Below are 14436 nucleotides of genomic sequence, written 5' to 3' on the forward strand. Positions count from 1 at the left end.
GCCGACGCTGACGATCCACCCCGGCACGTCGAAGCGGTACGGGTCGAGCCGCGGCTCGAACGCGCCCGGGTCGTCCGCGCGGTCGTGTTCCACGAGCCGGACGAGGTTGTCGGCGACGGTCTTCGCCTCGCGGATGGCGGCCGACGCGCTGGCGGGCACGGGCTGGCCGTCGGCGTCTATCGCCCGTGCTGCGTCGCCGACGGCGAACGTCTCCCGGCTCACTCGGAGGTCGCTCCGCACGTCGAGTCGGTCCCCGTCGGTCGCGTCGGAGCCGCGGATGCCGCCGGTCCACACCAACTGGTCGTAGCCGAGGCGAGCGTCGCCGTCGTTCAGGACGACCTCGTCGTCGGTCGCCTCGGTGACGGCGGCGTCGGTCCGAATCTCGACGCCGCGCTCCTCCAGTTGGTCGCGGACGGCCTCCCGGAAGTTCGCCGGGAAGTTCGAGGCGATTTCGGGGAGCTGTTCGACGAGGGTGACGTCGACCGCGTCGCGGGCACCCTCCTCGACGGCGAGGGCGTGGAGCTCGCCGGCGACCTGCACGCCGGAGAGCCCGGCGCCGCCGACGACGGCGTGACCGCCGTCCTCGCACACGCCGAGAAAGTCCTCTCGGATGCGCTCGGCGTGGGGGACTCGCTTCAGGGGGGTGCCCCGCTCCTCCAGGCCGGGGATGTCGTAGAAGGCCGTCTCCGAGCCGAGACAGATCGCGGCGTAGTCGTAGTCGAGGGTGCCGTCGGCGAGTTCGACGCGCCTCGCGCCGGGGTCGACGTCCTCGACGCGGGTCGTCCGGACGGTCGCGCGGTCGAGCACCTCCTCGAGCGGGACGGTAATCGCCTCCAGCACGCTCGGCCGCCGGATGGCCCGGTGGAGTTCGTGTAGCAGGAGGTGCGCCGGGTCGTCGTCGACGACGACGACCTCGACGTCGTCGGGGAGGTCGTCTTCGAGCGTTCGGGCCAGCGTCAGTCCGGCGTATCCGGCACCGAGTACGGCGACGCGCATGGTCGGGAGGTAGGACCGGGCGGGCTTGAGGGTGTGGGCTTCGGAAGGAGTGACGGAACGGGGCGAGCAGGCGACACGGCGACGGTCGAGACGTCGCGAGGGGACGAATCTCGGCGACACGTCTCGCCAAGTGAGGAACCGCGGAGGGGTGTGTCGCGCAGTCGCGGACGCCTCCGAGGTCGCGGTCAGGTCAAGTCACGGACCGGAGTGGTCTCGCCCTCGTATAAGAGGGTTCGCGGCGCGGTGGCCGACGCTCAGAACAGATCTTCGGACTCGTCGAGCGTGCGGGCCGGGCCGCCGACCTTCCACACCTCGGTGTCGACGCCGCAGTCGGCGACGGCGGCCTCCACCTCGTCGACGTACTCGGCGCGGGTGTTGACGTAGACGCTGGCGCCGGTGTCGGTCGAGAAGTAGACGGGGACGCCCTCCTGGCGGAGTTCGCGGACCGTGTTGAAGATGGAAATCGTCTCGGGCTGCCAGTACACCCAGCCGGCGGGACCGGTCATCGTCGTCGCCGCGAGCGACAGCGAGTCGTGCTCGGCGCACTCGAACACGCGGTCGAAGTCGTCCGCGCGGAGCGCGTCGCGCATCTCGACGAGCTGGTCGTGGATGTGCGCGAGACGGGCCTCGAACATGTGGCTGTCCGCGGCCTCCTCGTGGGCCTGCTCGGTCTCCTTGTACGACGGGACGAGTCCGGCGACGATGCGCACGTCCTCGTGGAGCGAGTCGCCGGCGTCGAGCGCCTCGGAGCGACAGTCCTCGTCGTTGAGCCCCGTCGTGAGAACCGAGTACGCCCCCGTGACGGAGCGGGCCGCGGAGGAGGAACCCAGCCGGGCGATGGTGGACATCTCGGGACGGGTGAGTCCGAGGTCGGCGGCCGAACAGAGCGCGACGGCGGCGGCGGCGAACCCCGAGGAGGAGGAGCCGAAGCCGACGTTCGTCGGGAAGGAGTTCTCGCTCTCGAGCCGGACGCGGTGGTCGAAGTCGGCGACCTCCCGGACGCGGTCGACGACCGCTCGGATGCGCTCGGCACCGCGACCGTCGACCTCCTCGCCGTCGACGACGTACGCGTCCTCGCCCGCGTCGGGCCGGAACTCGACGGTCGTCGTCGTGTTCGACGGCGCGGTGCAGAGGCTGATGCTGTCGTGGTACGGGTAGCGGCGCTGCTCGTCGCGCATCCCGTGGTACTTCACGAGCCCCTGGATGGGGTGGGCCCGCGCGGTCGCCTTCATGGACTCGGTCATGCGTTACCCCGCGCGGTGGTGGGGGTTAAGCGTCCCGGAAGCGTGTACCGAAAGCGTTACCGGAAACAGGAGGTGCGTCTCGACGAGCGGTCGGTTCGCTTCGACCCGTGCCGAGCGTCTCTCACGCCGAAATCGGGCTGCCGAGCCGACGACGTGCGACCCGAAAGACGAGAACCCCACAGAGCAGAGCACCGAGGCCGAACCACGCCAGCAGAGCGAGGGGACCGGGCTCGAGATGGCCACCCATCAGGAGAACCGCCGGAAAGAGGTTCGACACGAGCACGACCACTATCCCGAAGTCGACCCACCCCGCTCTCGTCTCCGGAAGAAGCGACATTCGATGACCAGAAACCTGAATGTAGATACCACCAGCCCACAGCGCAGCCGACGCGGCGAGGAGAGCCGAGCCGAGACCGCGCAAGTCCAAGAACCCCACTGCCGAGAACAGGAGTCCGATGGAGAGGTAGAACGCGACACCGTAGAGGGTCCTCACCGTCTTCGCTCCGGTCGACTCGGAACCGCGTCTCCAGAGAGAGACGAGAAGAACGGCGTACAGTCCGCCCAATCCGAGCATTCCGTACCGCACGCTCAGGACGGCGACGTCCCGTGAAATCATCTCAGAAACCCCCCGTTCATGATATTCATAAGCCAACACATAGATGATAAATCTTCCCGGGTGGTGATTCTACGACTAGTACGGGTGTGTACCGAACGGAGACGAACGGTTTTGCGCCGAGCGTACCTACCGACCGAGCATGGAACCAGGAGACGTCCTCGGCCGCGTGGAGACGATTTTCACCGCGCCGGAGGACTCGGCGCCGATGGAGTCCCACGACCGCGTCCGCGCCGTCGACGGCGGCATCGATGGCGACCGCTACTGTACGGGTCGGGGGTACTACTCACCCTTCGACGTCTGTGAGGTGACGCTCGTCGAGGGTGAGGCCATCGACCACATCCGCGACGAGTACGACATCGACATCACCGACGGCCGCCACCGACGCAACGTCGTCACCCGCGGCGTCGACGTTCACGACCTGCTCGGGGCGACGTTCCGCGTCGGCGACGCGGTCCTGCGCGGGACGCGACCGCGACCCCCCTGCGCGCACGTCGAGCAGGTCGCCGGCGAGGACGGCGTCGCCCGGGCGCTGAAAGGTGGTCGCGGCGGCGTCTGTGCGGAGGTCGTCGACCCCGGCGAGATGGCCGTCGGCGACGACGTGGTGCTCGTCGAACCCGACAGCCGGTCGATGGGGAAGAAAATCGTGGACCGACTGCGCGGGTGACCAGGGGGGCCGCCCGCGTCTGGTGTCTCCCTACGGGAAGATACTCTCGGGCAGGTACGCCGACACCGTCCAGTTCGGCGCGTCGACGACCTCGCTTATCTTCAGGTCGACGGCGGCCGAACAGAGGATGTACGCCTCCCCGCGGGAGAGCCCCCGCTCCGATTCGAGGTGGTCTATCATGTGCAACACGGCGAGCTTCGTCGCCTCCATCAGGTCGTCGGCGATGCCGGTCGTCCCGTACATCGGCTCGTCGCGGCCCGTCGGCGTGAACGGGCCTTCCGTCTCGAACTGCGGCTGGTCGATGTCGGCGTCCTTTCGCACGTCGAAGCGCGCCGTGACGAACATGGGCGCCTCGATTCCCGTGACACACACCTCGCCGTCGCCCTGTGCCGCGTGGCAGTCACCGGTCGAGAACAGCGCCCCCTCGACCTCGACGGGGAGGTACACCGTCGAGCCGGCGGTCATGTGCTTCACGTCCATGTTGCCGCCGACGTTCCGGGGCGGCAGGGTGTCGTGCTCGCCCGGTTCGCCGGGTGCGACGCCGATGGTACCCGGGAACATCTCGATAGGGACCTCGATACCGTCGACGAACGTCGCGACGCCGTCCTCGAACTCCCAGGCGTGATAGCCGGCGTCCTCGAACTCCTCGGGGAGCAGGCCGAGCCCCATCTCGCCGGGCATGAACCCGGTGTACCCCCACCCTTTGTGCTCGAAGTCGAGCAGTTCGACGACGAGCGCGTCTCCCGGTTCCGCCCCTTCGACCGCCACCGGGCCGGTGAGCGGGTGGACCGGGTCGAAGCTCGCGTTCGCGAACTCCTCGACCGTGGAGTCGGGGCCGACCTGCCCGTTCAGCGCGTCGCGACACTCGAAGCGGACGACCTCGCCCGGTTCGACGGTCAGGACCGGGTCGAGCGAGTTGTCCCAGGCGTGGTGGACGTTCGCGTCGTCGTCGGTGAGTTCGTGGTCGTGGTTCGATGACATACGTTCGAGTAGTGTCACCACAGTTCGTGATAAATCCGGAGAAACCGGCGAAGGCGTGTCCCTCGGTCGCCACCGACGTGTCCCTGCCGGAGCCGGGCGTTCGAGGCGCACGGCCGCTTCGGGGTTATGTGGCGGGCGGCCCTCGCCCGTGATATGGACTACCGTGTCACGAGGCGGCGCGTCGTCGCGGGCGGTGCCGGGCTCGCGACTTCCCTCGCCGGGTGTCTCGGTCTCAGGTCCGGGGGCGGAGGCGGGTCGTCGGGGAACACCGAGGCGGCCACGACGGGCTCCGGGAGGGGACGAACGGCGACACCGACCACGGACGCCACTGCGACGTCTCCCCGAGCGAGTGGACCGCCGACCGCCGACCACGCCCTCCCCGTCTCCTACGAGTTCGCCCGACTCGGAGACGAGGTCCGCTCCGGCGGCCCCGGGAAGGACGGTATCCCCGCGGTCGACGACCCGCGCTTCGAGTCCCGGGAGGCGGCCGCGGACCGGCTGGCCGAGGGGGATGTCGTCTTCGGCGTCGTCCACGACGGCGTGGCGAAGGCGTACCCCCAGTACGTCCTCGTCTGGCACGAAATCGTCAACGACCGCCTCGGCGACCAGCCGGTGAGCGTCACCTACTGCCCCCTGACGGGGACCGCGATGGGGTTCGACCGCGGGGGAACCACCTTCGGCGTCTCCGGTCGCCTGCTCAACAGCAACCTCGTCATGTACGACCGGGCGACCGACTCCCGTTGGCCCCAGATGCTCGGGACGGCGATTTCGGGCGCCTACGAGGGCGAGTCGCTGAACGAGTTCCGTCTCGTCTGGACGACGTGGGGCGAGTGGTCGCGCGCTCACCCCGACACGCTCGTTCTCACCGAGGACACCGGGTTCGCGCGGCGGTACGGGTCGGACCCCTACGGCCAGTACAACCCGGTCCACGGGTACTACGCCCGCGAGTCGACGCTGTTCCCCCCGCTGTCGAGCGACGGCCGTCGCCATCCGAAGGACGTGGTGCTCGGGGTCCGAACCGCGAGCGGCGGTCCGGCGGCGTTCGCGAAGGAGGCGCTCCGCGAACGGAGCGTCCTCACCGCGACTCTGCCGAACCCGGTGCGGTCGACGCCGAGTGTGACACCGACCCGGTCGTCGCCACCGCGCCCGGCCGGGCGAACCTCGTCGGCGGGCACACGGACTACAACGAAGGGTTCGTCCTTTCGGTCGCTATCGACCGGCGGACGGCCGTCGACGGTCGGCGGCGCGACGAGGCGACCGGAATCGACCCGGACGTGTACGTGTGTGCGGTCGGTGACGGCGTGCGGGTCGAACCGTAGAAGGGAGGGAGAACGGAGACGGAAGCGACGACGGTCCCGATTCGACGGAGCTTACGCTTCGTCGAACACGTCGTCGATGGCGTGTTCCTGCACCGTGTCCATGTCGAGGGTCACACCGAGGCCGGGCTTCTCCGGAATCTCGATGTAGCCGTCCTCGATGACGTCCTCCTGGACCAGGTCCTCCCACCAGCCGAGCTGGTAGGAGTGGTACTCGACGGCCAGCGAGTTCGGAATTGCGGCGCCGACTTGGGCGCTCGCCATCGTCGCGACCGGCGAGGAGACGTTGTGCATCGCGACGGGGACGTAGTAGGTGTCCGCCATGTCGGCGATCTTCTGGGTCTCGCGCATCCCGCCGACCTTCGGCATGTCGGGCGCGATGATGTCGACGGACTGCTCCTCCAGCAGGCGGCGGTGGCCGTGCTTGCGGTAGACGTTCTCGCCGGCGGCGATGGGCGTGGTCGGGGCCGACTGCGTCACCTCGCGCTGGACGTCGTGGTTCTCCGGCGGAACGGGGTCCTCAAGCCACCACACGTCGTAGTCGGCGATTTCGGCGGCGAGGCGCTTCGCGCTCCCGGCGGTGAACGTCCAGTGACAGTCGAAGGAGACGTCGGCGCGGTCGCCGACGGCCTCGGTGACGGCCTCGACGATTTCGGCTTTGTGACGAATCTCCGAGTCACGCAGGTGGCGGTTCGCGCGGTCCTTCTCGTGACCCGAGGGCACGTCGAGGTCGAACTTCAGGGCGTCGTAGCCGAGCTCCTCGACCACACGCTCGGCCTCGTCGGCGCAGGCCTGCGGGTCGGCCTCGTCGGCGGTGTGACAGTCGCAGTAGACGCGCATCTCGTCGCGGTACTTCCCGCCGAGCAGCTGGTAGGCGGGGACCTCGAGAATCTTGCCGACGAGGTCGTGGAGCGCGATTTCGATGCCGGAGATGGCGGTGACGGTGACGCCGCCGATGGAGCCCTCGCCGGACATCTTCTGCACGAGGTGTTCGAACAGCCGGTCGATGTCGAGGGGGTTCTCGCCGACGACGAACGGCTTCATGCGCTCGATGAGTTCGGGGACGCCCGCGCCCCAGTACGCCTCGCCGGTGCCGACGACGCCGGCGTCGGTGTAGACGCGGACGAGGGTCCACGGGAAGTTGCCGTCAACCATCGTCGTCTGCACGTCGGTGATCTCGACGTCGCGGCCGCCGCCACGCTTGGCGTTCAGCCCCATCGTCTCCGAAGAGAGGTTCCGCATCGTGTACTCCGCGTTCGGGTCGTGGAGCTCCGCGTAGTTTCGTACCATATCCAGGAGTTACTCCCCTAGCGGTTAAAGTTTGAAAATCGGGCGAACCTCTCGGTCGGTCCGTGCGGCGCCGCCGCTCGCGTGACGGTGTCGTCTCAGCCCTCGTCGACCTCCGGCGGGGGCCCCTCGACGCCGAGCTCCCGGGTCCGGGTGACGTACGTGTGGACCGCCGCGGACGCGACGAGGAGGACGCCGGTGGTGAGCGCACCGACCGCGTCGGGAACGGCCCCGAACCCGAACACGTTCAGCAGCGTCGCCGTCGCGAACAGGGCGCCGAACGCCCCCAGCAGGAGGTAGTAGGTGCTCCACGGGATGTCGTTCCCGGGGACGACCTCGAGGTAGAGTCGCAAGTCGGCGAGGTCGCCCGTCGCGGAGACCAGTCCGCTCCGGGAGTCGTAGTCGACGAGGCCGTTCTCGTCCATCTTCGGGAGGTGGACCTGCTGGAGGGAGTTGTACACGCGTCGACGCTCCGCCGAACTGACCGCCTCGGGGTCCTTCTGGTACTCCCAGCCGGCGATGCGCCGGGCCATGTCCCCGATCTCCATCGACCCGTCCTGTTCCAGCGCGTGGACGACGAAGCGCCGACGCTGGTTGCTCAGTGTCTGGAACACCTCCTCCGTCTCGACCGCCCCCGAGGGACGGGCGGTCTGACTCTCAGCCATGTGGTCGGGAGTAGTTCGAACCCACGTATTAATCTGTCGACAGGTCATTCTACGTGAAACTCTGTGAATTAAACTAGTGGGGTAGCTCGGCGCCCCCTTCTGTGGCAGCCAGAGCCTCGCCGTGGCGGTGTCGTGGCAGCCCGTGCGGGTTTCAGACCGAGCCAGAGCGACTTCTGGGACGGACCTGCGCGGTTCTGTCGGCTCATGAAGAAGTACCCTCCACCACTCGGGTCGAGTACAGATGAAGCGACGTACCCTGCTCGGCACCCTCGCCGGAATCGGCACCGCAAGCGCAGTCGGCCTCGGCACGTTCACGCGGCGCGGCGCCGCGTCCGTGGAGACGAACTTCGCCGCCAACGCTGTCTCCCTGTCCAACGACACGGGCGACCTCTCGAAGCTGTTCATCACCCCGACGTTCCGCGTCGAGTGGTCCGGCTTCGACGAACCGGTCGGGAAGGTCCGCGTGCTCGTCGAGGCCCGAGCACCCGGCGCCGACGGCGACGCCGGCGAGTGGTCGCCCGTGCTCCGCGCCACGCCGTGGATCAACGGGAACACCGCGGGGACGGTGACCGAGTCAGCCGGACCCGCGACGACCGGGTTCTACGACACCGGGTCGGACGGCTGGGGCCCCATCACGCTGTTCAACGAGTTCGGCAAACCCGACTACTCGCAGGTCCCCTCCTCCGAGCAGTACCTGGCCGGCACGAGCCTGGGCCAGGTCGACGAGGACGGTGACGGTCAGATTGCGGACGACCTCCCGGGCGCCGTCAACGGATACTACGGCGCGACCGGCGAGTCGGCCGTGTTCGACAACCCGACCGACGGCACCGACCGCGTCACCGAGGTCGAGGTCCGATACACCGTGAGCCTCCACGAGATGTCGAACTACAGCCCGCTCGTCATGTACGAGGACGGCGACTTCGAGAGTCCGGCGAACGCCATCCCGTACGACGAACTGCAGGCGAACGCGAGCCACCCAGCGATTTCGGTCACGACGACGACGTTCGACGTGACGACCATCAACGAGGCGGCCGAGAGCGGCGTCACGGGGGAGACGAACGCCGGCGCGACCGGCGGCGGGAGCGCCGAAAACCTCCGGCTCGTCTGGTCGACCGGGAAGAGCAAGTGGCGCATCGACAACCTGAACGTCGACGGCTCCATCCAGTACACGCTCGTCAGCGCGGACGACCCGAGCGACCGGGTGACCGGCGTCGTCGAGGGCGGGCACTACGGCTACCCGCACTCGGAGGTCGAGAACGGGACGAACCCCAACCGCGGTCCGAACGGCGCCGGCGAGTACGTCGACCTCGATGCCAGCACGGCCAAGCTCCTGGTCGACGGCGAGCAAGTCGACGTCATGGCACGCGGCAACTGAGGCCGGGGATGTCCACGCTCGTACCACGACAGCCACGGGGCGCCAGTCGATGATTTCGGCGGCGTGGGTGACGAAACGGAACGCCGTCGTCTTCCTGGTCGTCGGCGTCGCCGTGCTCGGTGCCGGGTTCGGGCTGTTCGGCCCGGCTATCCCCGGAGCCGATGACTCGCTCGGCGGCCCGCCATCGACTCAAGAAGACGGGTCCGACCGCTCCGCCGATTCGGACGGCGGTGCGGACGCGGCCGCGGACGGGTCGGCCGGGGGGACCGACGCGCCCGACAGCGAATCCGACGCGCCCGGCGCCGATGACGAGGCGGGGACCGGTGACGGGAGCGCCGAGTCGAACGCGGCCGGCGGCAACGGCGCGGCCAGCGAAGGCGAGAACGCGGACGGCTCCGAAAGGGACGACTCGGCCGCCCGTGACGACCGCGGGAGCGACGACCGCGGGGGCAACGAACACCTCCGCGGCGACGGCGGTGTCGACGACGGCGCTGGTGACGACGACACGGAAGGCAGGTCCGACGGCGACGACAGAGCTGACGACGACGATAGAGCTGACGGCGACGAAGACGCGGACGGCGCCGCCTCCGGCGACGACGGCGAACTCGTCGTCACCGGCGAGACGAACGCCGGCGCGGAGTAGTCCGAACGCCTGCGTCCCTCGTTCTCGCTCTCGTCCCGCTCCTTCCTTCCCGACTCTCCGGCGAGTGCGTTCCACGGCCCACATCACCGGCAGCAGCCGACCGCGGCTCTCTACCCGAACAGGAGGCGGAGGTTGTACACCGTCGTGAACGCACCCGTCACCGCCAACCCGGCCGGCGGTCCGTAGTAGAGCAGACGGTCGCCGTCCTGTGCGGCGAGGAGGCTGACGACCAGGCAGAACAGAAACGCGGCGAGTTTCAGGCCGACGAGACCGGACTGTCCGAACGCGCCCACGGCGGCGGCGACGAGGGGGTTCCCTTCGGTGAGACGCGGGACGAACTCCATGAGCGCGATAGTCGTCACCATGTCGCCGACCCCGTAGGTCGCGAGCGCGAACGTCCAGAGGGTAGTGAACTCCCCCTCCTCGTAGGGCGTGTCACGGAGGGAGAGCCACGCGGGGAGGTTCATCTCCGAGTCCTGCGACCGGGTCGGTAAAGAGCCCCCGGTCCAAAATATCATAGATGATTACGAGAGCTTCGAGAGCGAGTTCAACACGTAGGCGGTGCGGAGCACGTCCGCGGCCTCCCCGCGGTCGTAGACGAGTTCGTCGGTGGAGACGACGTGGTCCAGCACGTCCTCGGAGGCGTGCTCGGGCGCGGCGGCGATTCCCCGGTTCCCCTCGGCGGCCCAGCGCATCACCCGGAGGTCCGACTTGCTGTCGCCCATGACGAGCACGAACGGGTCGTCGACGCCGAGCACGTCGAGGGCGGCCTCCACGCCGACGACCTTGTTCAGCTCCAGCGACCCGACCTCGGCGGCGTCGGCGTGGTAGTACGCCACGTCGATGCGGTCGAGCAGGGAGTCGAGTTCGGCGGGCACCTGCTCGACCGTCGCGTCCGGAACGGCGCCTTCGGACTCGAGGACCTCCCGCACCTCCGGGTCGGCGTCGGCGTAGTAGGCGCGGACGAGCGCCGTCGTGGACGGGTCGTCTTCCGCGACCGCGTCGCCGACGACACCCTCGACCGCCTCCGCGAGGAGGTCCATCAGATAGACGAGTCCGGCGTCGATAACCTCGGCCGCCCGCGGCGACCCCACGTCGAAGTTCGGCTTGAGCGTGACGTTGAACTCGTTGCCCTGCAGGTGGACGCTCCGGCGCAGGTCCTCCGGGGCATCCGGGAGGACGCGGGCACGAATCGCGTCGAACACGCCGCGCACGTCCTCGTCGAGGTCCTCGTACAGCAGTTGTTTCGTGTCGGCGCCGTGGCCGGGTGTGAACACGCCCGTCCCGGCCTCGTAGACGATGCTCAGACTTCCGGAGTGGACGAGTTCGGAGCCGAGTCCCTGGATAGCGAACCCCTTGACGTTCTCCAGCGTCTGGCCGGTGCAGACGACGATGGGGACGCCCGCCTCGTGGAACTCCGTCATCGCGTGGAGCGTGTCGCGGGGAATTTCGTTGTCCGTTCCACCTGCCGAGCGCAGGGTCTCGTCCACGTCGAGCACGAGCGCGTTCACGTCCCGGCCGTACTTCGCGTAGAGGTCCTGTGCGGTGAACGCCGCCTCGCGGTCGGCTCTCGCGGCGATGTCGGCGAAGGTGCCGCCGTAGGCGAACTCGGCGCGAATCTCGTCCTTTCGCGACTCGAGTTCGTCGCTCGCGTCCTGCCAGTGGTCGAGCGCGACGCGTGAGTCCACCGGCGGGAAGAGGTCGACGAAGTCCTGCAGTTCGCGCAGGGCCTTGGTGTCGAACTCGTCGTAGAGGCGATAGAGAAGGTCGTAGCGTTCCATGTCCAGTGGTCGGTGTGTGGGGTGATAACGGTGGGTGTCAGTGTCACGATTGTCCGCGGAGAGCCACCGAGGCTGCCGCGGGATTCAGTCCGGGCGGAAGCGGAGAATCCGGTCGTCGGCGTCGACGGGAGTGCCCCGTCCATCCCGGTTGCTCGTCGTGACACAGAGGTCACCCGCGTGGTCGACGAAGACCGTGCGAAGGCGCCCGAACTCGCCCTCGAACAGGCGCTCCTGTTCGACGACCTCGCCCTGCCGGATGCGGACGCGGTGGAGATGCTCCCCGACGAGCGTCCCGAAGAAGAAGTCCCCCCGCCACGCCTCGATGGCGCCGTCTTCGGGGTAGAAGGCCGCACTCGCCGGGGCGACGGTTGACGCGTAGGTGACGAGGGGGTCGGTGAAGCGGTCGCCGTCGGTGCGACCCGTCACCTCGGGCCACCCGTAGTTGTTCCCGGCTTCGAGCACGTTCACCTCGTCGTCGTCCTCGGGGCCGTGTTCGGTGCTGTAGAGGGTGCCGTCGTCGAACGCGAGTCCCTGTGGGTTCCGGTGGCCGTAGCTGAACACCTCGTTGTCGAACGGGTTGTCCGGGTGTGGCTCGCCACTCAGTGTCAGCCTGAGCACCGTGCCGGCGAGCGACGCCGTGTCCTGTGCCGACTCCTTCCGGTTCGCGTCACCGCAGGTGACGTACAGGGCGCCCTCGTCCTCGTTCACGAGCAACCGGCCGCCGTTGTGAATCGACGCGCCGGGAATCCCCTCCAGTATCGGCGTCGCCCGCCACTCGGCGTCGAGTTCGTGGCGGACGATTCGATTGGCGACACCCGACGGTCCCTCGTAGGTCTGGTAGCTGTAGGCCGTCGGGTCGGTCGGATGGAACGCGAGGCCGAGCAGGCCGCCCTCCGAGCCGAAGAGGTTCCCGATGAGGTCCCCGCTCCCGCTCCTGAGTTCGGTGATGTCTTCGACGACGACCTCCGCCGGACCCTCGCCGCCGGGAAGCCGAACGACCTGCCCCGGCCGCGCCGTCAGGTAGAGGTCGCCGTCGTACCATCCGACGCCCCACGGCACTTCGAGCCCGGTAGCCAGCGTCTCGACGTCGACGTTCCTGTCGGTCCCGGTTCGGTTCGTTCCCCCGTCGGACCCGCCGAACCGGTCCGCCGTCCGTACCAGACACCCGGTGAGACTCGCCACACCCGCACCGGCGAGGGCCAGATACCGTCGACGGCCGACCCGCCCACCGTCCGTCGTCGGCCTCGTCATCGTCGGTCCCTCCGTCGTTCTTTCCGTCGCCGGTCCCCGTCGTTTCCGCGTCTCAGACGGCGGCCGCCCGTCCCCTCACATTCGGGGCTGTCCGGCAGATGGCTCCCGTTCACGAATCCGACGAAGGGTTCCTCGGCAAAGAGGATACCCCGGGGTGACCGGAAGTTCGACGGGGTGGGAGTCATCTCCCAGTTAAAAACACGTGAGGACGACGCGGGACCTTCTCGCTGGGGGTTCACGGGAGCGCTCGCCCGGGAACCGTCTCCCGGTTGCCCCGACGAGCGGGTCGGCCGTTCAGACCAGCGCCTTCTCCAACAGCTGCATCGGGTGGTGAATCTCGTATCCCGTCCCGTGTTCCATCTGCATCGCACACGTCGGGCACTCGGTCATCCCGTCGGACCCCGACGCGTGCTCCATGTGCTCGAACATCTCCTCGCCGATCTTCATCGAGGTGTCGTACTTCTCCTCCTTCCAGCCGTAGGTGCCCGAGATGCCCGAACAGGACTCGCCGACGTCCTCGACCTCCACCCCATCGAGGTCGCGGAACAGTTCCACGGCCTGCCGGTCCAGCCCCTGATTGCGGGCGTGACACGGCGCGTGGTACGCGAGGTCGGGGTACTCCACGTCCGACTCCGCGACGGCGCCCTGCAGGTCCTCGTAGATGCGGAGGTACTCGACGGCCTCGTAGGTGCTCGCGGCGACTTCGGCGGTCCCCTCGAAGTCGAACAGTTCGGGGTACTCCTGTCGGAGCGCCATCGAACACGACGTACAGGTGCAGATGATGTCGTACCCGTCGTCGACCAGGTCGCTGAACGTCCGGACGTTGAACTTCGCCGCGCGGCGGGCGTCGTCGAGCATCCCGTTCGCGAACATCGGCGTGCCCGAACAGCGCTGCTCGGGGACGATTATCTCGTAGCCGAAGGACTCGAACACGCGGACCATCGCCTTCGCCACCTCGGGGGTGTTGAAGTTCGAGTAGTCGCCGTGGAAGTACGCGACTCGCTTCTCCTCGCTCTCCACTTTGGCGCCGCCGCGCTCGTCCCACCACGACCGGAAGGTCTGTTCCGCGAAGGCGGGGAACTCCCGCTCGCTCGTGATGCCGAGCACCTTCTCGTTGAATTTCTTGGTCACGCCGAGGCTCATCGCGAAGTTCGTCAGGCGCGGCACCTTCGACCCCAATCGAGCCAGCAGACCGTAGTTCGAGAGGATTCGATTGCGGATGTACTCCCGCGACAGTTTGTCCATCTGCTCGTCGACGTACTCCCCGCGTGCGGTGTTGTGCATCTGCGACAGGGGGACCGAGGAGGGACAGGCGTTGTCACAGCGCATGCAGTTCGAGCAGGACATGATGGAGTCGTCCACGCCCTCGTCCTCCTTGCGCTTCAGGCGCCACTGCTCGGGCCCCTGGAACTTCGGCCCGGGGAAGTCGTCGTCCACCTCCGCCACGGGACAGGAGGTGTCACAGGACGTGCACTTGTAACAGTTGTCGGCGCCGGGGCGGAGGTCCATCTCCTCGGCCTCGCCGAACACGTCCACCGGTTCGAACTCGTCGTCGGCCGGCGTCGAGGTCGACGCCGGGTCGTGTGCATCACTCATTGGGGTGCTGAATCTCGCTTC

13 protein-coding genes and 2 pseudogenes are annotated in these 14436 nt (G+C 68.3%); 5 read left to right on the forward strand and 10 right to left on the reverse strand.

All coding sequences use genetic code 11. The annotated features are described in order from the left end of the window. The 3 genes from N5095_RS20320 to N5095_RS20330 all read right to left on the reverse strand — a co-directional run. A partial coding sequence (locus tag N5095_RS20320) for an NAD(P)/FAD-dependent oxidoreductase (protein WP_267625007.1) occupies positions 1-996 on the reverse strand: 996 nt, incomplete at its 3' end. Between the two features lie 254 nt (positions 997-1250). Continuing rightward, entirely contained in the window at positions 1251-2228 is a 978-nt protein-coding gene (mvaD, locus tag N5095_RS20325; RefSeq protein ID WP_267625363.1) for a phosphomevalonate decarboxylase MvaD, read from the reverse strand. A 133-nt stretch (positions 2229-2361) separates the two neighbouring features. Then, positions 2362-2856, reverse strand: a complete 495-nt coding sequence (locus N5095_RS20330; RefSeq protein WP_267625008.1) for a hypothetical protein — start codon at positions 2854-2856, stop codon at positions 2362-2364. 139 nt (positions 2857-2995) lie between these two features. Between N5095_RS20330 and N5095_RS20335 the strand changes: the two genes are divergently transcribed. Then, a complete protein-coding gene (locus N5095_RS20335) occupies positions 2996-3520 on the forward strand; it encodes an MOSC domain-containing protein (protein ID WP_267625009.1) in 525 nt (174 codons plus the stop codon). A gap of 30 nt (positions 3521-3550) precedes the next feature. Here N5095_RS20335 and N5095_RS20340 read toward each other — a convergent pair whose 3' ends face one another. Beyond that, positions 3551-4501: an acetamidase/formamidase family protein gene (locus N5095_RS20340; protein ID WP_267625010.1), complete on the reverse strand. Its 951-nt coding sequence runs from the start codon at positions 4499-4501 to the stop codon at positions 3551-3553. Between the two features lie 153 nt (positions 4502-4654). Between N5095_RS20340 and N5095_RS20345 the strand changes: the two are divergent. After that, positions 4655-5578, forward strand: a pseudogene (locus N5095_RS20345) (DUF3179 domain-containing protein); the annotation flags it as partial. 95 nt (positions 5579-5673) lie between these two features. Further along, positions 5674-5820, forward strand: a pseudogene (locus tag N5095_RS22605) (galactokinase family protein); the annotation flags it as partial. A gap of 51 nt (positions 5821-5871) precedes the next feature. Here the strand turns inward: N5095_RS22605 and N5095_RS20355 are convergent. Both N5095_RS20355 and N5095_RS20360 read right to left on the reverse strand, forming a co-directional pair. Beyond that, positions 5872-7107 carry a mandelate racemase/muconate lactonizing enzyme family protein gene (locus tag N5095_RS20355; protein ID WP_267625011.1) on the reverse strand — a complete coding sequence of 412 codons (1236 nt, stop codon included), beginning with the start codon at positions 7105-7107 and terminating at the stop codon, positions 5872-5874. Positions 7108-7202: 95 nt separating this feature from the next. Further along, positions 7203-7769 carry a DUF7344 domain-containing protein gene (locus tag N5095_RS20360; RefSeq protein ID WP_267625012.1) on the reverse strand — a complete coding sequence of 189 codons (567 nt, stop codon included), beginning with the start codon at positions 7767-7769 and terminating at the stop codon, positions 7203-7205. 241 nt (positions 7770-8010) lie between these two features. Between N5095_RS20360 and N5095_RS20365 the strand changes: the two genes are divergently transcribed. Both N5095_RS20365 and N5095_RS20370 read left to right on the forward strand, forming a co-directional pair. Further along, positions 8011-9144: a hypothetical protein gene (locus N5095_RS20365; protein ID WP_267625013.1), complete on the forward strand. Its 1134-nt coding sequence runs from the start codon at positions 8011-8013 to the stop codon at positions 9142-9144. 49 nt (positions 9145-9193) lie between these two features. After that, the gene (locus N5095_RS20370) at positions 9194-9787 is read left to right on the forward strand and encodes a hypothetical protein (RefSeq protein WP_267625014.1); all 594 of its coding nucleotides are present in this window, start codon (positions 9194-9196) and stop codon (positions 9785-9787) included. A gap of 110 nt (positions 9788-9897) precedes the next feature. Here N5095_RS20370 and N5095_RS20375 read toward each other — a convergent pair whose 3' ends face one another. From N5095_RS20375 to N5095_RS20390, 4 genes are all read right to left on the reverse strand, one after another. Beyond that, the gene (locus tag N5095_RS20375) at positions 9898-10254 is read right to left on the reverse strand and encodes a DUF5658 family protein (RefSeq protein WP_267625016.1); all 357 of its coding nucleotides are present in this window, start codon (positions 10252-10254) and stop codon (positions 9898-9900) included. 57 nt (positions 10255-10311) lie between these two features. Beyond that, positions 10312-11568: an HAD family hydrolase gene (locus N5095_RS20380; protein ID WP_267625017.1), complete on the reverse strand. Its 1257-nt coding sequence runs from the start codon at positions 11566-11568 to the stop codon at positions 10312-10314. Positions 11569-11652: 84 nt separating this feature from the next. After that, the gene (locus N5095_RS20385) at positions 11653-12819 is read right to left on the reverse strand and encodes a PQQ-dependent sugar dehydrogenase (protein ID WP_267625018.1); all 1167 of its coding nucleotides are present in this window, start codon (positions 12817-12819) and stop codon (positions 11653-11655) included. A 294-nt stretch (positions 12820-13113) separates the two neighbouring features. Next, positions 13114-14415, reverse strand: coding sequence for an anaerobic glycerol-3-phosphate dehydrogenase subunit C (locus tag N5095_RS20390; RefSeq protein WP_267625019.1), 1302 nt, complete (start codon positions 14413-14415; stop codon positions 13114-13116). Positions 14416-14436: the final 21 nt, after the last annotated feature.

The organism is Halobium salinum (assembly GCF_026586625.1).
GTDB classification, from domain to species: Archaea; Halobacteriota; Halobacteria; order Halobacteriales; family Haloferacaceae; genus Halobium; species Halobium salinum.